The sequence below is a fragment of the Halodesulfurarchaeum sp. genome, from assembly GCF_036626455.1.
GTDB lineage: Archaea > Halobacteriota > Halobacteria > Halobacteriales > Halobacteriaceae > Halodesulfurarchaeum.
The window spans coordinates 1-16,764 of sequence record NZ_JAZKRK010000017.1; the positions used below are offsets into that span (position 1 = coordinate 1).

General features: G+C 60.9%; 18 protein-coding genes. 3 read left to right on the plus strand and 15 right to left on the minus strand.

Translation table 11 applies throughout. The features are described from left to right. The 3 genes from V5A26_RS06635 to V5A26_RS06645 all read right to left on the minus strand — a co-directional run. Positions 1–269: M67 family metallopeptidase (locus tag V5A26_RS06635; protein ID WP_332322288.1), on the minus strand; the 269-nt coding region annotated here is incomplete at its 3' end. After that, entirely contained in the window at positions 270–848 is a 579-nt protein-coding gene (locus tag V5A26_RS06640; RefSeq protein ID WP_332321459.1) for an isopentenyl-diphosphate Delta-isomerase, read from the minus strand. A gap of 59 nt (positions 849–907) precedes the next feature. Beyond that, positions 908–1,321: an Lrp/AsnC family transcriptional regulator gene (locus V5A26_RS06645; protein WP_332321458.1), complete on the minus strand. Its 414-nt coding sequence runs from the start codon at positions 1,319–1,321 to the stop codon at positions 908–910. A 96-nt stretch (positions 1,322–1,417) separates the two neighbouring features. On the opposite strand from V5A26_RS06645, the gene carA reads away from it, so the two are divergent. Next, positions 1,418–2,485: a glutamine-hydrolyzing carbamoyl-phosphate synthase small subunit gene (carA, locus tag V5A26_RS06650; protein ID WP_332321457.1), complete on the plus strand. Its 1,068-nt coding sequence runs from the start codon at positions 1,418–1,420 to the stop codon at positions 2,483–2,485. Between the two features lie 73 nt (positions 2,486–2,558). Beyond that, positions 2,559–3,122: a DUF1684 domain-containing protein gene (locus V5A26_RS06655; protein WP_332321456.1), complete on the plus strand. Its 564-nt coding sequence runs from the start codon at positions 2,559–2,561 to the stop codon at positions 3,120–3,122. A gap of 4 nt (positions 3,123–3,126) precedes the next feature. Here V5A26_RS06655 and carB read toward each other — a convergent pair whose 3' ends face one another. The 11 genes from carB to V5A26_RS06710 all read right to left on the minus strand — a co-directional run bounded on the left by carB (position 3,127) and on the right by V5A26_RS06710 (position 14,722). Next, on the minus strand, positions 3,127–6,345 hold the full coding sequence (gene carB / locus V5A26_RS06660) for a carbamoyl-phosphate synthase large subunit (RefSeq protein ID WP_332321455.1): 3,219 nt from the start codon (positions 6,343–6,345) through the stop codon (positions 3,127–3,129). A 92-nt stretch (positions 6,346–6,437) separates the two neighbouring features. After that, a complete protein-coding gene (locus V5A26_RS06665; protein WP_332321454.1) occupies positions 6,438–6,683 on the minus strand; it encodes a DUF7385 family protein in 246 nt (81 codons plus the stop codon). Between the two features lie 73 nt (positions 6,684–6,756). Further along, positions 6,757–7,623, minus strand: a complete 867-nt coding sequence (locus V5A26_RS06670; RefSeq protein ID WP_332321453.1) for an aminotransferase class IV — start codon at positions 7,621–7,623, stop codon at positions 6,757–6,759. Then, positions 7,608–8,216 carry an anthranilate synthase component II gene (locus tag V5A26_RS06675; RefSeq protein ID WP_332321452.1) on the minus strand — a complete coding sequence of 203 codons (609 nt, stop codon included), beginning with the start codon at positions 8,214–8,216 and terminating at the stop codon, positions 7,608–7,610. The genes V5A26_RS06670 and V5A26_RS06675 overlap by 16 nt, the downstream gene beginning before the upstream one ends. Continuing rightward, positions 8,213–9,664 (minus strand): aminodeoxychorismate synthase, component I, encoded by a 1,452-nt coding sequence (gene pabB, locus V5A26_RS06680; RefSeq protein WP_332321451.1) that lies wholly within the window; start codon positions 9,662–9,664, stop codon positions 8,213–8,215. The genes V5A26_RS06675 and pabB overlap by 4 nt, the downstream gene beginning before the upstream one ends. 63 nt (positions 9,665–9,727) lie before the next feature. Beyond that, on the minus strand, positions 9,728–10,267 hold the full coding sequence (locus V5A26_RS06685; RefSeq protein WP_332321450.1) for a DUF5815 family protein: 540 nt from the start codon (positions 10,265–10,267) through the stop codon (positions 9,728–9,730). After that, positions 10,267–10,680: a DUF7124 domain-containing protein gene (locus tag V5A26_RS06690; protein WP_332321449.1), complete on the minus strand. Its 414-nt coding sequence runs from the start codon at positions 10,678–10,680 to the stop codon at positions 10,267–10,269. Before V5A26_RS06690 ends, V5A26_RS06685 begins: the two co-directional genes overlap by 1 nt. Before the next feature lie 57 nt (positions 10,681–10,737). Next, positions 10,738–11,997, minus strand: coding sequence for an NAD(P)/FAD-dependent oxidoreductase (locus V5A26_RS06695; RefSeq protein ID WP_332321448.1), 1,260 nt, complete (start codon positions 11,995–11,997; stop codon positions 10,738–10,740). 65 nt (positions 11,998–12,062) lie between these two features. Next, positions 12,063–12,731: an MBL fold metallo-hydrolase gene (locus V5A26_RS06700; protein ID WP_332321447.1), complete on the minus strand. Its 669-nt coding sequence runs from the start codon at positions 12,729–12,731 to the stop codon at positions 12,063–12,065. A gap of 18 nt (positions 12,732–12,749) precedes the next feature. Further along, positions 12,750–12,989 (minus strand): CDGSH iron-sulfur domain-containing protein, encoded by a 240-nt coding sequence (locus tag V5A26_RS06705; protein WP_332321446.1) that lies wholly within the window; start codon positions 12,987–12,989, stop codon positions 12,750–12,752. 422 nt (positions 12,990–13,411) lie between these two features. Beyond that, the gene (locus V5A26_RS06710; RefSeq protein ID WP_332321445.1) at positions 13,412–14,722 is read right to left on the minus strand and encodes an NAD(P)/FAD-dependent oxidoreductase; all 1,311 of its coding nucleotides are present in this window, start codon (positions 14,720–14,722) and stop codon (positions 13,412–13,414) included. A 93-nt stretch (positions 14,723–14,815) separates the two neighbouring features. Here V5A26_RS06710 and V5A26_RS06715 point away from each other — a divergent pair, with 93 nt between their 5' ends. Continuing rightward, complete coding sequence (locus V5A26_RS06715) at positions 14,816–15,955, plus strand: CBS domain-containing protein (RefSeq protein WP_332321444.1); 1,140 nt, start codon at positions 14,816–14,818, stop codon at positions 15,953–15,955. A gap of 27 nt (positions 15,956–15,982) precedes the next feature. Here V5A26_RS06715 and radB read toward each other — a convergent pair whose 3' ends face one another. Then, positions 15,983–16,762, minus strand: a complete 780-nt coding sequence (gene radB, locus V5A26_RS06720; protein WP_442908771.1) for a DNA repair and recombination protein RadB — start codon at positions 16,760–16,762, stop codon at positions 15,983–15,985. Between the last annotated feature and the right edge of the window lie 2 nt (positions 16,763–16,764).

Here is a 16,764-nt window from a genome sequence, read left to right on the forward strand (position 1 = left end):
CTCGGTTCGTTCGGTCCGTTGGGATGGGAGTGATAGAAGCCGATTAACTCCACCCCCTTCTCGATGAACGTCTCTCGCCCAGCAAGAAGCGCTTCGGGATCGATTTCGAACCGCCGTGTCGGTGTGCTGGCGACGTTTGGCGTCCGAATCGAATCTTGCACCGTCGCCGGCGGGCCGGTTCGGCCGCCAAGGAGCCCACATGCTTCTTTGGGGGCGGCTTCAAGAGCGTGCTCAACGATCGATTCACGAACCGACGCCGCCAGTTGCATTTACCCCAGGTCGCGGCGCATCGCGATGTCGAACCACGGACAGGTCCGCAGTTGCCGGTAGTTCCGGGGGTTCTCCCAGAGGTCCTCGTAATCGACCCATAGCACACCGCCGACCTCCGCCGGATCAGTATCGAGTTCCGGATCCGTCACGGTCGCCGTGAGCACTGCACAGACCTCCCATTCGAGCCCTTCGTCGAGATAGTAGCGTTTGTATTCGAACCGATCGGTCACGCCCAAGTTCTCGTACTGGTCCGGTGTGACCCCGAGTTCCTCTTCGAGACGTTCCTCCGTGGCCTCGATTTGTGTTTGTCCCTCAACCGGATGTGAGGCGACCGTTCCGTCCCAATGTGTATCCCATAGCCGTTTGTCCCGGGCGCGCTGGGCGAGCAACACCCGCCCCTCCTCGTCGAACAGCATACAGGTAAACGCACGATGGCGGATACCGTCCCCGGTGTGTGCTTCGAGTCGATCGACGGTTCCTTCTGCGGTATCTTCCTCGTCGACCGCGATGACCGCTTCGCCGCCGGACCGTTCGCCTGTGGCGGTCTCATTGTCACTCGTTTCGTTGGTCCCACTCATGGACAGTGAAACGGCGAGGACTGATTTGTACCCACCGGTCTTTCACCGGTTCCGGGTCCTCACCCCCGTTTTTCCTCGAGGATCAACCGCGTTTTTGTCGAACGGACCTCCGACTGCTCCCGGGTCCGCGTGATGAGCTCGTTGACCCGTTCGGTGTCCATCGCGTCGACAACGAGGACCATGTCCTCCTCCCCGGAGACCTGCCAGACGAAATCGACTTCGGACCATTCGGCCATTCGTTCGGCGAGGACCTGTGTGTTTACGTCGACTGCAACTGACACCTCGACCATCGACTTGACGTTCCCCGTTCGAGTCGCGATCGTGAACCGCTCGATCGTTCCGTCCTCGAGTAATCGATCGACGCGATTGCGAACTGTGCCTTCGGAGACGTCGAGAATATCCCCGATCTCGGTGTAGGGGGTTCGGGAATCTTCCCGAAGAAGTGCGAGAATCTCCCGGTCGAGATCGTCCATGTCCGTTTCTCTCTCGCCCGGCCGAAAACTGTTTCGAATTTCGTAATTCAACTACGAAAGCAAGCCTTATATTTCATGCAACGTTTGAATCTCGTAATGTCGGACGCCTACATCGCCCTGGAGACCGGCAAGGTCCTTGAGGGTCGCGCCAGGTCGCCCGGGGAGGCCCACGGCGAACTCGTTTTCACGACGCCGTATACGGGCTACGAGGAGAGCCTGACCGATCCGTCCTACGAAGCGCAGGTACTCACCTTCGCGTACCCACTCATCGGGAATTACGGCGTCCGAGCGGAGCGATTCGAGTCCGACCGGGTTCACCCCAACGGGGCCGTCGCCAGGGAACTCACTGATGACGTCGCCGAATGGCTTCAGGACGAAGGCGTCCCGGCGGTCGATGCGGTCGACACGCGGGACCTCGTCTTGGACATCCGGGATGGCGGCGCCATGAAATGCGGGATTTCGGCGGGGCCTGACGCCTCGGCGGAGAAGGCCCGCGAGGAACTCGACGTCTGTCCGCACATGAGCGAGATCGAGGCAATCGGCGATATGGTCAGCGTTGAGGACGTCGAAGTCCATCGGGCCGACGGCGAGGGGCCGAAGACCGCTCTCATTCACTGTGGAACGAAGGGCAGCATTATTGATTCACTACTGGCCCGTGGTTCCGATGTCCACGTGTTCCCCCACGACGCCGATCCGGCCGAGGTGGAATCCGTTGACCCGGACCTGGTCTTCATTTCTAACGGGCCAGGCGATCCGGCGAACTACGGACCGACCGAGGACCTCGTCGAGCACTTCCTCGGTGTGCTCCCCATCGCCGGCATCTGTCTCGGGATGCAGATCGTGGCCAACGCGCTCGACGGCGAGACGACGAAGATGGAGTTCGGCCATCGCGGCGTGAACCAACCAGTCCTCGATCAGGCGAGTGGCCGGGTCGTCATGACGACACAGAATCACGGGTATATGGTCGCTGACGCGGGTGACCTCGACGTGACACAGGTCAACGTCAATGACGACACACCGGAGGGGGCCGAATCGGCCGACATCGGCGTCATTACCCGCCAGTATCACCCCGAGGCTCATCCAGGACCCCACGACACACTGGACTTTTTCGACGACGTCCTGGCGATGGCCGACGCTGGCACCCACCCGAAAGCGACTCAGTAAGATCGGCGCCGGTCGTGTCCCCCTGTCGGGAAAACCCGGTGGGCTTTATTGCTCCCATACGAATCTTGTGCTGATGGCCCACGAGTACGTCGAGCAGCTTTGGGAGCAGCGCGAGCAGAAGGAGGAGTATTTCGCCGAGAGCCCCCGGTCACCGATCCCGCACTCGGTCCAAGCGGAGTTCCCCGGGCTCGAATATTTCCCCGTCGATGAATCCATGCGCTTCGAGGTCGAACTCCACGAACACGAGGATCCCGACCGGTTGACTGTCGAAACGACGGCGGGCAACAGCCAGGAATACCTTCAGTGGGGGGAGTTCCACCTCGAAATCGACGGCGAACCGGTGACGATTCAGGCCTATAAGAGCGATTCCGCCGATGACCGGCTTTGGGTTCCGTTTCGCGACGAGACGAACAGCGAGGCAACCTACGGGGCGGGCCGCTATCTCGACCTCGAACGGGAGCACCACTATCAGGACGGCGTCTGGATTCTCGATTTCAACCAGGCGTACAACCCGACCTGTGCGTACAACGAGGGGTACGAATGTCCACTTATTCCGACGGAAAACTGGCTCGACGTGCGGGTCGAAGCCGGCGAAAAGGAGTATCCCGGCGAGCCACACAGCCCGACAGGTCACTGAGGGACTACTGTTGACCCCACTTTTCGGTCCGTTTCAGCCGGTCCGAGATGGACTCGACGTCTAACGGCTCCTCTTGGGCTTTAAGGGCGGCGAGGGTCGCTCTCGCAGACGAAAAGGTCGAGAAGTAGGTAACCTCCTGTTCGACGGCAACCTGCAACGGTTCGCGGTTCCGGGAGATGATGAGGTCGATGTCCCCGGCCTGGATGGCCGCTTCGAACTCACTCTCGTCTTCGAAGTCAGCAATAGCGAAGTGTCGGGCGAACCCCTCGATGAGCTCTTTGCCGGCCGCAGTCTCGGGGTCGGGGAATTCCTCGTGGCTCAGATCGATCAGCGCGGTCCCTTCAGTCGGGATCGGCTTGTCAATAGCCATCTGGGACTTTTCGTAGGCCTTGCCGAACGTGTCGGCCGTGCCCATAACTTCGCCAGTAGATTTCATCTCAGGGCCGAGTGTGGGATCCGACCCGGGGAGTCTGTCGAAGGGGAGAACGACTTCCTTGAACGAGATCTGCTCGGGGATCTGCTCCTCTACGTCGAGTTCGGGGAGACCCGTCCCAGCCATCACTTTTGCGGCCAGCTTGGCGATCGGGACGCCCGTAGCCTTGGAGATGAACGGCACCGTCCGGGAGGAGCGGGGGTTCGCTTCGAGGACGTAAACAGTGCCATCTTGGATGGCCAACTGGACGTTGAGCAGGCCGACTGTTTCGAGAGCCGTGGCGATGTCTTCGACGACATCACGCACCCGCGCCATCGTCTCCTGACCCAGGTTCTGCGGCGGGATCATCACGGCCGAGTCACCCGAGTGAACCCCGGCGCTCTCGATGTGCTCCATGACGCCGCCGATGAGGATTTCCTCGCCGTCGGCGACCGCGTCGACGTCTAGTTCGATGGCGCCTTCGAGATAATCGTCGACGAGAATCGGCTTTTCAGGGGAGACCCGCACGGCCTCCTCGATATAGCCTTTCAGTTCGTTGTCGTCGTAGACCACTTCCATCCCCCGGCCGCCGAGCACGTAACTCGGCCGGACCAGAACGGGATAGCCGATCTCGTGGGCCAGGTCGAGCGCTTGGGCTTCGTTTGTGGCCGTCCCGCCGGAGGGCTGATCGACGCCCATCTCGTCCATCAGAGCGTTGAACCGGTCCCGGTCCTCCGCAAGGTCCATCGCCTCAACACTCGTTCCCAAGAGTTCACACTCGAGGTCCCGCCGCTCGATTTCGGCCGCGAGCGGGTCCCCGATGTTCACGGAGGTTTGACCGCCGAACTGGACCATCACCCCGTCGGCATTGGTTGCTTCGATGATGTCTGTGACTTCTTCTGCGGTGATCGGTTCGAAGAACAGGCCGTCGGAGGTATCATAATCCGTCGAGACGGTCTCGGGATTGTTATTGACGATGTGGGTCTCGATGCCTGCCTCCCGAAGTGCCCGGACGGCGTGGACGGTTACGTAGTCGAATTCGACTCCCTGTCCGATCCGGATCGGGCCTGCACCGACGATTACCACACTTTCGACGTCCGGGTTAGTCTGCACCTCCACGCGGGTCCGTTCTCCTGGTGAGCGTGCGGAGTAATAATACGGTGTCGAGGCGGCGAACTCCCCGGCACACGTATCGACCTGTTTGAACGTACGTCCTGGGCCTTCCGACTCGGTCGTTTCGACACTGACTGCCGGGTCAGCATTGGTCCCCGGGAGGTCCATCTCGGTCGGTCCCAGCCCCCCACCGGTCGCACTTGTATCGACCGTTCCGTCGGTCGCCATGGCGGCGGTTTCGGCGTTCGTGTAGCCGGTTTTGAGGGCCGGTTCGAAGTTCCCGTCAGCCGCCTTCCCAGCGGCAGTCGCTACATTGGCGAACCGTTCGATGTACCACTCCTTGATTCCGGTTGCCCCGACGACCTCCGCCGTGGTGAATCCACGATCGAATGCCTCGAAGATGGCGTAGGGCCTGTCCGGGGTCGGGGTTTCGAGATGGTTTTTGACCAATTTTTCGTCCGAGACCGCATCCCAGTCCACAGCGGGGACGTACTCCGTCGAACGCAACGCTTTGAGCAGGGATTCCTCGAAGGTCCGGCCGATGGCCATCGCCTCCCCAGTCGACTTCATCGCCGTCGAGAGCGTGAAGTCCACTTCGGGGAACTTGTCTATGGGCCACCGAGGGATCTTCGTCACGATGTAGTCGATCGCCGGTTCGAAGGCTGCGGTCGTTTCACCCGTGATCTCGTTTTCGATCTCGTGGAGTTTCTTGCCCAGTGCGACCTTTGCGGTGACTCTTGCGATGGGATACCCGGTCGCTTTGGAGGCCAGCGCGGAGGACCGCGAGACACGGGGGTTGACTTCCACGACACGGTATTCCCCGCCTGGGGTTCCGTCGTCGTGCCACGCGAACTGGATATTACAGCCGCCCTGTATGCCCAGGTCCCGAATGACCTCGAGGGCTGCGTCCCGCATTTCCTGGTGACCCTCGTCGGGGATGACCTGACTCGGGGTCACGACCATCGATTCGCCGGTGTGGATCCCCATCGGATCCAGGTTCTCCATGTTGCAGATGATGATCGTGGAGTCCGCGGCGTCCCGCATGACCTCGTATTCAAGTTCGACCCATCCGTCGATGGACTCGGTGATCATCACCTCGTGGTTCCGTGAGAGGTTGAGTCCGCGCTGGACACGGTCGTGGAGGTTCTCCATGTCGTGCACCACGCCGGATCCCTGCCCGCCAAGAGTGTAGGTCGTCCGCATGATGACTGGCAGGCCGCCGACGGTATCCACGGCGTTCTCGATTTGTTCGAGACTCTCGATGGTGACCGATTCGGGGACCGGCTGATCGAGGGCCTGCATCCGGTCACGGAACTGTTCGCGGTCCTCGGTCGCGTAGATCGTTTCCAGCGGGGTCCCCATGATCTCGACGTCGTACTCGTCGAGAACGCCCTGCTCGGCGAGTTCGGCGGTGACGTTCAGTCCGGTCTGGCCGCCCAGCCCCGCGATCACGCCATCCGGTTCTTCTTCACGGATGACTTCGGCGATGGCCTCGGTGGTGATCGGTTCGAGGTAGACCTCGTCGGCCATCTCCGGGTCGGTCATGATCGTCGCTGGATTCGAGTTGACGAGGACGACCCGGACGCCCTCCTCTTGGAGGGCTCGGCAGGCCTGTGCGCCGGAGTAATCGAACTCAGCAGCCTGTCCGATCTGGATCGGCCCACTTCCGATGAGAAGTACGGTCCGGTCGTCTGGCATTACCGAGTGAAACCCGCACATCGTAATAAGTCCGGCGAAAGTTTCCAGTTTTCGCAACTCGATTTCGAAATTCGAAGGATTTGCCCCTCCCGTCAATGGGCCAGGACCAGGATCTTCTCGGGCGTGCTTCGCACACAGATCGGCTCAGGTGGCGGAGACGAAAACGAGAGTGCCTGGTCTTCGGCCACGAGCAACCGATCGAAAACGTCGCCACTGACTGGACAGGTGTATCCTTCGCGGTTTTCGAGGGTCATCGTCGACCCGTCCTGTTCCAGCAGTTTGAGTCCCGCTCGGTAGTCGTGTACGGAAAAGCCGTCTTCGACAGCCAGTGTCGGCATTAACTGATCGATGGTCTCTTCGCCCCAAGAAGGTATGATGCCGAGGCTCGTTAGTCCCGACAGCCTCGTCGGTTCAGTAGAAATCCTCGATCAACTCGTCGTAGGCCTTTGCGAGCTGTTCGGTCACGGGCCCGACCGCGAACTGTTCGCCATCGAGTTCCCCGACAGGCCACACTTCACCGGTCGTGTTGGTTAGGAACAGCTCGTCCGCCTCAGCAAGCCGCTCCGGCCGATAGCGTCCCGTTTCGACCGGAATATCTAAATCGGCGGCCAAATCGAGGACCACGCCCCGGGTCACGCCCGCGAGAATTGCCCCCTCGAGACTCGGCGTATGGAGGACGCCGTTCTCCACGAAAAACACGTTGGCAGTCGTTCCTTCGGCCACGTAGCCTGCCGTGTCCAGGAGCAACGCATCGTCGGCCGCGACAGTCCCGTCCTCGTTTCTGAGTTCTAACCTGGCCAGGACCCCGTTGAGGTAATTGTGGGTTTTCAGTCCGGGCGGAATCGCGTCCGGGTGATTTCTCCGTGTTTCGACGGTCTCCACCACTGCCGGCCCGTCCCATCGCGGCTCGCCCTCTACCCCCGCACGCGGGAGTTCTTTGACAATCACCACGATCGTCGGGTCAATGTCGGGTTTGGGCGTGAGCGCTCCCGGTTGGATACCTCGGGTAATCGAGACGCGCACGTACCCATCTTCGAGATCGTTCGCGTCGAGTGTCTCTTCGACACGCTCGTGGAGGTCGTCCGGAATCACCGCGGGCATTCCGAGTTTTTCACAGGTGGTTTGCAGTCGCTCGAGATGCGCATTCCATTTGAAGAGGGTTCCCCCGTAGGCTCGCAGCGTCTCGAAGGCCGCGTCGCCGTATTGAAACCCCCTGTCAGCGACATTGACGGTCGCCGCTTCGGCGGGCACGAGCTCGCCGTTTACGTGGTATTGCATACGTCTTCAACGAACCATGCCACGATATCTATTCCCTTCGGTGTCAGGATGCTTTCTGGATGGTACTGTACGCCGTAATGAGGCTTGACATCGTGGCGCACACCCATCACCAGTTCTGGTTCGTCGTCGGTCCAGGCGGTCTCTTCCAGACTCGCTGGGAGGTTTTCTCGTTGGACCCCCAGGGAGTGATATCGTCCCGCCTCGAACTCATCAGGGAGGGTGGCGTACATACCCTCGCCGTCGTGGGTCACGATGGACGATTTCCCATGGACGACGCCCGGGGCGAGATCCACCGGTGAGCCGTGGACCGCACAGAGGGCCTGGTGGCCGAGACAGACTCCTAGAGTCGGATAGTCCACTTCCGCGAAGATCGGCATTGAAACGCCTGCGTCCTGGGGAATCCCCGGCCCTGGCGAGACGATGATACCGTCCGGGTCTAACGCTCGAATCTCCGGGATATCGATTTCGTCGTTCCGTTTGACGGTCATCTGGCCTGCGAATTCCCCGGCGTACTGGACCAGATTGTACGCGAAGGAGTCGTAGTTGTCGACCACCAGGATGTGAGGCCCGCTCTCTTTAGTCAAATCGCTCATTCGCCCACCCCCAGGTCCCCGGCGTCGAGGGCCGCATCGACCGCGTTGAGCAGGGCGCGGGCCTTGTCGAGTGTCTCGTCGTATTCCCGATCCGGGACCGAATCGTGGACGATCCCGCCACCAACCCGGAGGTGATAGTTCTCACCATGTCGCACCAGCGTCCTGATCACGATATTGAGGGTGGCCCGCTCGTCGAACCCGATTGCGGCCATGCTGCCGGTATAGGGCCCCCGTCGGGTCGATTCGACCTCCTCGATGATCTCCATCGTCCGTGGTTTTGGTGCGCCGGTGATCGTCCCACCCGGGAACATTGCCCGAATGGCGTCTACGACTCCCGAATCAGGTCGGAGCCGCCCCGAAACCAGCGACACCAGGTGCATCACCTCGGAGTACCGGTCGACCCGGCGATACTCGTCGACGGTGACTGTCCCGTATTCGGACACTTTCCCGAGGTCGTTTCGCTCCAGATCCACCAGCATGGCGTGTTCAGCCCGTTCTTTCTCGTCGCCCGTGAGATCTGCTTCAAGCGTGCGGTCCTCGTCTTCAGTTGCCCCGCGAGGGCGCGTCCCCGCGATCGGTTCGGTTTCGATGCGATCACCCTCGCGTTCGAGGAGGAGTTCGGGACTCGCGCTCACCAGATCGACCCCTGGGTATTCGATCAATCCAGAGTACGGGGCGGGATTAACCGACCGGAGCGCGTCGTAGGCCTCGACCGGATGAACGGCGGCTGGGGCCTCCAACCGCTGCGAAATATTGACCTGGAAGGTATCCCCGGCCCTGATGTAATCCTGTACCGTTCCCACCCGGTCCGCGTACATCGAGCGGTCGGTTGGGCTCTGGAATTCCGCGGTATTTGTCACGGCCGGCGGATCGCCGACCGTCGGATCACCAGCAGCGATCCGCGCAGCCAGGGCGTCTAACTGGTCTCGACCCCGCTCGTAGGCAGCCGTCGCATCTTCTTCGACGGTGGGCGAGGCGACGAGGAACAATGACGGCTCCTCCGCAAGTGGCATTTGCCAGGCTGCGATGGCCTCGTAGACGCCGAACTGGAGATGTGGCAGTCCACGGTCGTCGGTCGCCTGCTCGGGGAGGTCCTCGAGGTCCCGGACGACATCGTAGGAGAGCCAGCCGAAGAGGCCGCCTGGATAGGGGATTTCACAGTCGGTTTCGGCGAGCGATTCCTTATCCAGGACCGTCTCTAACTGGTCGAGTGCCCCTGCGCCGTCGACAGTGAGAAACGCCGTGGGTTCAACGCCGAAGTAGCCCCACCCCTCGCGCCCACCGGAGGTTTCGAAGAAAAATGACGGCTCGGCCCCCCTGGCCCGCCGGTACGCAGTCCATGGATCGACCGACAGCGTTCCCATGATTGGAACGCGAGTCCCAGCCGGGGACCCAGCAGCCCGTTCGTGGAACGCGGAACGGGAGGTCGACACCGTGAACGCAGACATACTGGTGGAACGTCGGGCTCGATTCAAGACACTTTGGGTCTTTGTCGGTCCTGCCGACGCTTTTCAAACCGGCTCGTCGAACTCGTCATCGAAGTCCCGAACGTCCCGGTACTCCGTGACGAACTCCTCGACATCGAAGTCGGCCCGGTGTTCGGTAAAGGCCGCCGTCGCCGAATTGTCTCCCACTTCCGTGACCGCGTTCGCCATGATTTCGAGTATCGCTTCGACGACGAGTTCGTGGAGTTCCCGCGAATCGAAGGCCGAGACCCAAGCCACTGCGAATCCCGTCGACCCGTCCTCCATCGCGTCGTGGGCGACCAGATGCTCGGGATAGGCGTCCATCACCAGTCCCATAAGTGGAATTGTCCCGAATTCGTCGGTTTCAGTGCCCTCCGCGGCGAGCGTCTCGGCGAGCACCTCTGTGACCGACGCGGGCAAGAACCGGGTCGGTGGATGTGGGTCCATGACGACGGCGTGGGTGGCCCCACACTCACATGCGAATTCTCGGAGCCCCAGATCAAGGTCGTCGGGCGTGATAGTCTCGCCACAGGGCAAATCGATCGTCGTGTCGCTCGTATCGGACGGAACGCCTGGTTGGGCCATTATGGCCACTCCTCCCGGTCTGGTTCCCCATCAGGCTTGCGCTGTTCACCGACTGGCCAGCCCGCTGCCTTGGCGGCGTCTTCGACCGGGAAGTACTCCCAACCGGCTGCTATGGCCGCTTCTCGGTCCGTTTCGTCCGTGCCGATCATGACGTAGCGATCCGATTCGAACTGGCCTCTGACACTCTCCAGGGTCTCTTGGAACCCATCCGGGCCCGAAAAGAAATCCTCGCGGATGCGACGTTTCCGCGTGTAATTCGTCAGCACGTGTGTCGGTTCGTCGGCCGAAACGACCCCTGCGTAGCGGGTCCATTGCCGGGCGTCGGCAAACGCGGTCCCCGGTTCGGCGAGGGCCTGTAATGCCGACAGTTCGAAGGCAAGGGTCATTTCGCCCCCGTCATCCGGCGTGTCCATACGACTGCTGGGAGCGATTCGCGCAAAACCGCTTCGGTCCGGGGCCGAAAAGGGGTCTTAGTCGAAGTTGACGTCAACGTCGAGGTCTTCCAGGCTGAAGGACTCCTGCAGGAGCACGTCCTTCTGATCGGCAACTTCCGCGCCGCTCAGGATGAGGTCCTTGTACTTGGACTGGGCAGCGAGGTCGCCGATGAGGACGCCACCGATGAGCTGGCCGTCCTGGAACGCGAGACGCCGCCAGGACGTCTCGTCGTACTTCCGCTCGGCATCGTCGTCACCCTCTGTCGGGTAGCCAAAGGAGAGGAAGGGGAAGTCAAAGTGCGTGATCGAGTACGAAGAGACCCACCGGAACTCCTCGGTCTCAACGTCTGCGCCCTGGTCCGCGAGCATCGTGCGAGCGGCCAGACTGCCCTGTTCCTTCGCCGAGCCCCAGGAGCCGTTTTGGGCCTCGCCTTCGATGACTGGATCGAAGAAGGTCACGATGTCCCCGGCCGCATAGATGTCATCCGCGTCGGTCCGCATGTATTCGTCCGTGTGAATGCCGCCGTTGGTCTCGACATTCGTGCCCTGCAATAGTTCAGTGTTGAAATTCAGGCCGATAGCGGCGCCGACAAAGCGACTCTCGTAGCGCTCGCCATTGGCGTCGATCGTTGCATCGACGTGCCCCTCATCGTCCATCACGAATTCCTCAACGCCGGACTCGAGCACCAGCTCGATTCCCATGTCACGCATCGCTTTGTGCATGATCTCGGCCCCTTCGAGGCTCAGCGCGTATCGCCACCAGCGATTCCCGCGCATGATGTACCAGGCGTTCTCCAAGTCATAGGCGCCGGCGATGGCGGCCAGGTCGATGCCGAGCAGGCCAGCACCGACGATGACGGCATTCTCAGCCGTTTCCATTCCTTCCCGGATGTCCCGAGCGTCTTCGAACGTCCAGAAGTGATGGAGTCCGTCAGCGTGACTGCCAGGGACGGGAATATTTGCCGGTGTGCCGCCGGTTGCGACGAGTAACTTGTCGTACTCGTAGGTTTCGCCCTCGTGAGTGTAGAGTTCGTGGGCGTCCTCGTCCACGGAGGTCACGAGCGTGTTCATTTGAAGGTCAATGTCACGATCCCCATACCAGTCGGTTTCGTGGATTGAGACCGGACCCTCGGGCATTTTGCCCTTGGCGTACTCCTTGATGAGAATGCGGTTGTAGAGGGCCTCTCCCTCGTCGGTGATGACGGTAATGTCCGCGTCGTCATCGTGTTCGCGGAGTTCTTCGGCGGCCGTACTTCCAGCGATTCCATCGCCGACAATCACGTAGGACGCACTCATACAAGGGTTTTCTTCGTCTTCCTTAATGTGGATTGCTATATCAGTCAAGCCCCGTTTCGGACCGATTATGTCCGGGTCCGAAGCGCTCGGATCGCCTGCTGGCAACCTTGGACGAGTGGCTCGCCATGTCCCGGAGCGACGATTTCGACCGGTGGGAGACGGTCGAGCAGCCGTTCCACGCTGTGATCGATTCTGACCGTGTCCCGATTCAGGTACCACGGCGGGCGCGAGAGGGTTTCTCCATCACTTCTGAGCAGATCTCCGATGAAGGCTACGTCTCTGGCCTCGCTGACGTAGGCGACGTGACCTGGTGAGTGGCCTGGGGTGTGGATCGCGGTGAACGAACCGATCTCGTCCCCGTCTTTCACAGTGGAGAGCGGGCGGTTCGGTGGCGTGAGAAACACCGCTCCGAAGCGCTGGATTGCTTGTTTCACGCCGGAGAGGCCCGGCACGGTTCGGCCCGCGACGAGGTCCAGGTCGCCTGCGCCGACGATGATTTCCGGCGATCCTGGGACCGCGGTGAGGGCTCCGACGTGATCGAAATCGTAATGTGTCACGAGAATCCGCTCGACCTGTGCCGGTTCGAAGCCAGCGGCCCGAATCTCGGATTTGATTGTGGAGCCACTCCACGGGAGGCCAGCGTCGATCAGCGTGAGCACGTCGTCGTCGACAAGGTAGGCGTTCACGTAGTCCAAGTCGAGGTGCCAGATGCGTTCGGTAAGGTGGCCACCCATGGGTGAGAAACTGACCGCTCAGCGGTTTGCATAGACCATTTCGGCGATCACTTGACGCTTTCCTTCGTCGTCATCGTTCACGTATTTGTACCTGGTATCCGGGTTTTCGTCGGTCGTCACGACGTGGGACCCATCACAAAACGGATACTCGGCCGAGAGCCCGCACATACAGATCGCGATGTCTCCCTTTTCCTCGTCGATATCGCTCTCGTCGATTCGGTGGGGACCGTTCGCATCGTGGGTGATTTCTCGGGGCATACACGGACTTTCGTCCGCCCAGTATTTATAGGAGGGCGGTGAAACCGGCGCTTTAACGTCTCAATCGGTTACATGCAACCTCTGCCCCGGAGTAATGGATTGATCTCCATCAGTCGCTGTTAGGTGGGTTGAAAGATCGGGACACGGTAGTTCTGGGCGTAGCCGTCTGCCCCGTGTTACAAGTCAGTGGCAGCCAATTACGAACTCGTTTCCAGGTCCCGGATCCCGTCGTTTCCCAGTCGTTCAGAACGGCGGTCGAAAAGCTGTTGACCCGGGCGGATTCGAACGACGTGTCTTTCGAGAATCGATCCTGGGATCTCAGCCCCGGTGCTTCAGCGGATCGCATGGATCTGCAGATTACGACCCTCAGGTCGGTCCGTTCGAGTCACTACTCCACCGATTGACTGCTCGGTGACGAAGTTTCACCGGCTTTCGAGGATGCGGTCGGCCACTTCGAATCCGGCGACGATTCCCCCGTCGAGACTCCGCTCTGGGTACTGGGCGCGGGACGCCATGCCGGCGTAATAGACGCCATCGCCGACGGCCTCGCCGAGGTCGAAGGGCACGACCTGTTCGAGATACCCGCGCTCGTAGACCGGGGCCGTCCGCCGGTTCCGGGCCGTTTTAATCCAATTCACCGATCCGCGGTCGAAGTCCGGAAAGAGCGATTCGATCCCATCGAGCCACGTGGCCTCGATGTCCTCGTCAGAAGCCGCAAAGAGCGGATCGTCCGCGGATTGCACGTATTTCGGCACGTAAAGGAGGTGTTCGTCACCATAGTGACTCGGGTCGATGAAGTTGGTGTGCTCGATAAGGGCGCCGAACGGTGCTTCGTCTCCGATGTTGAGCCAGTAGGTGTTCGTGAGCGGTTCGTCCATCGAGACGACCGAGCAGACCGTGCCTTGAAACTCGATGTCACAGGTGTACCCCGTCAACTCCTCGAGGACGTTGGGCATTGTTGCCACGATCGCACTTTCGACAGAGCGGGTCCCCGATTCCTCGCCTTCTATCGTGATCGACTCGATCCCCGCGTTCCCCGTGGAGAGTTCAGTTACACGGGTGCCGGTGACGAGACTTTCAGCCCCGATTTCCTCGATCAATCGGTCGACGAGCCGGCCAAATCCACCTTTCAGGTAGCCGAGTGGCTCCCCGCGAAGCAGGTCTCGCTCCCCGCGGAACCGAACCCGGCCGAGGAGCCAGGCGGCACTGATCTCGTCTTTTCGGGCGCCGAACTTCGCGTCTAAAAGCGGTTCGAAGAAGTTCTCGTAGACTCCGGCAGTGGTGTGCTCTCGCACGAACTGCTCGAGTGGGACATCTTCGTAGGCTTCGAGTTCCTCGTACGCCTCGAGGCTTGGGAGGCCCTCGCGAACGTCGACACCGAGGACGAGCATACCCAGTCGGAACGTATCATACAGGCTCAGATAGGGATAGGCGGCGATTTCCCAGGGCCTGTCGAGCGGATAGACCGTCCCGTCCATATAGTAGGCGTTCTTCCCAATGGGCCACTCCAGGTCCTCGTTTAATCCCACCTCCTCGATCAGGGAGACGATCGTTTCCTCGCTCTTCGAGAGGTGGTGGTAGTAGCGCTCGATCGGCTCGCCCCCGGTCTCGTAGCTGGCCGCAAGCCCGCCCACTTGGTCGGCCGCTTCGTAGATCCGGACGTCGTGTCCCGCCTGCGTGAGTCGGTACCCGGCGGCGAGTCCAGCGATCCCGCCACCGACGATGGCGATCATACCTCCATCTGTGCGAGCCGCGTGGAATAGGATTGTGATACGGCACATGAACAATCTTAAAGCCTTTCGCGGTCGAAATGCTCCGTACTCACAATGGACATTGCTGATATTGCGACGACGGATTACATCGAAGTCCCCGTCGACCGACGACTCGGAAAAGTTCGTTCTATCTTCGAGAAAGAACACCCAAAAGGGATCATCGTCACCGAGGGCGGCAGCTACCGTGGTGTCATCACCGAACGCCATCTCCTCCAGTCCCACGTCGAGGACGACCAGAAGGCAGCCGCGGTGGCACAACCTGCGCCAAAGGTCTCCCGGACCGAAGACATCAGGGACACTGCCAGGATGCTCGTCGAGGGCAACACGAAGGTCGCGCCAGTGTTCGAAGGTGGCTCGCTCTGGGGCATCGTCACTGAGGACCTTATCTTGGAGGCAGTCCTCGACAACCTCGATGCGCTCACTGTCTCGGACATCTACACGACCGATCCGGTCACCGTCCCCGATGATGCCACGGTCGGCCGCGTCATCAATCTCCTGCGCGAGAACGGCGTCTCCCGACTTCCAGTCCTCGACGACGGCTTGCTCACTGGCGTCGTGACGGTTCACGACGTGGTCAATGTCGTCGTCAGGGACATGTCCAAAACGACGACCGGTGACCGTAGCGGCGAAGTCGAGCGGGTACTCGACCTCCCGGTTTTTGACGTGATGTCGAGCCCGGTCGAGACGGTCACCCCCTCCGTGTCCGTGGAGGACGCAGTTCGGCGGATGCTCGACGGTGACTTCGGCGGTGTCGTCGTCACCGATCCCAAAGATGACTCAGACGTCGAGGGCGTTCTAACGAAGACTGACGTCCTGCGGGCGTTGACCTACACAGAGGAGGCCCAGATGGACGTCCAGATCACCAACATCGACCTGCTGGATACCATCTCCCGGGAAGAGATTCGAGAACAGATCACGGGTATCTCGGACAAATACAGCGATATGCAGGTCCAGCACGCTCACGTCCGCTTCAATCAGCACAAGGAGAAACTCCGAGGCACGTCACTCGTGCAGGCCCAGATCCGGTTGCGGACCAATCGCGGACAGGTCGCGGGAACGGGCGAAGGCTACGGAGCGGACAACGGCTTCTACGTCGCCGTGGACAAACTCGAGCGCAACGTCCTCGAAATGAAGGACATCCGCGCTGACGAAGAGTACGAAGGCCAACTACTTCGCAAGCTCAACGAGCTGTAGACGCGGTTTTGAGGCCCGCCTGACGGCCTATCGCTGACTCGTTTCGATTCCATCCCCGGCAATCACGAACTCCGCGCTCTCCCCCTCGGCCTTCGCGCGGTGTTTTTCCAGCACGGCTCGCCTGTTGGAACCTTTATAGCGATCGAGCCGGACGATCGTCCCGGTCCAGTGTGAGAGGGTATGGCCACCCAGCGGGCGCGGTCGCCCGCCGTCGCTGTCAGGATCGCTGAAGACCTGATTCGTAAGCACTACGGCGATATCGTGTTTGCGGGCCAATCCAAGGAGATGGGTCACCTGATCGGCGACAGCCCGCAATGCGTCCCCGTTTTCGGTGTCAGCGGTGCGACGGAGGCGATAGAAACCGGTCGCGCTGTCCAGGACAATGAGATCCAACTGGTCGCCGAACTCGGCGGCGTCTTTGACCGCCTCCGCCTGCTCGTCGAAGTCCAGGGCCTCACTCACGATGACATTCTGGGCGGCGCTGTCCTGGTCGGTCGTATTGCCCGCGAGCACCTGCTCGAAGCGCTCGATCGAGAGTCCCTCGGTGTCGATGTAGAGTGCCTGACCGCCAGTTGCTGCGACGGCTACGGCGCTGCTTAAGGCGACATTCGTCTTGCCCGCTCCGGGTGGGCCATACAGCTGTGTCGCGGTTCCTCGCTCGAATCCACCGCCGAGCAAGGAATCCAGCGCTCCGCAGCCAGTGGGCACGTCGGCTGTCACACCTCCGGGTTCGTTGTGATCACCTGAAAAGGCCCCGATGTACGCAGGCGATTTCGCCACTGGCGCAATGGTTTTCCGTCGTGCCATCA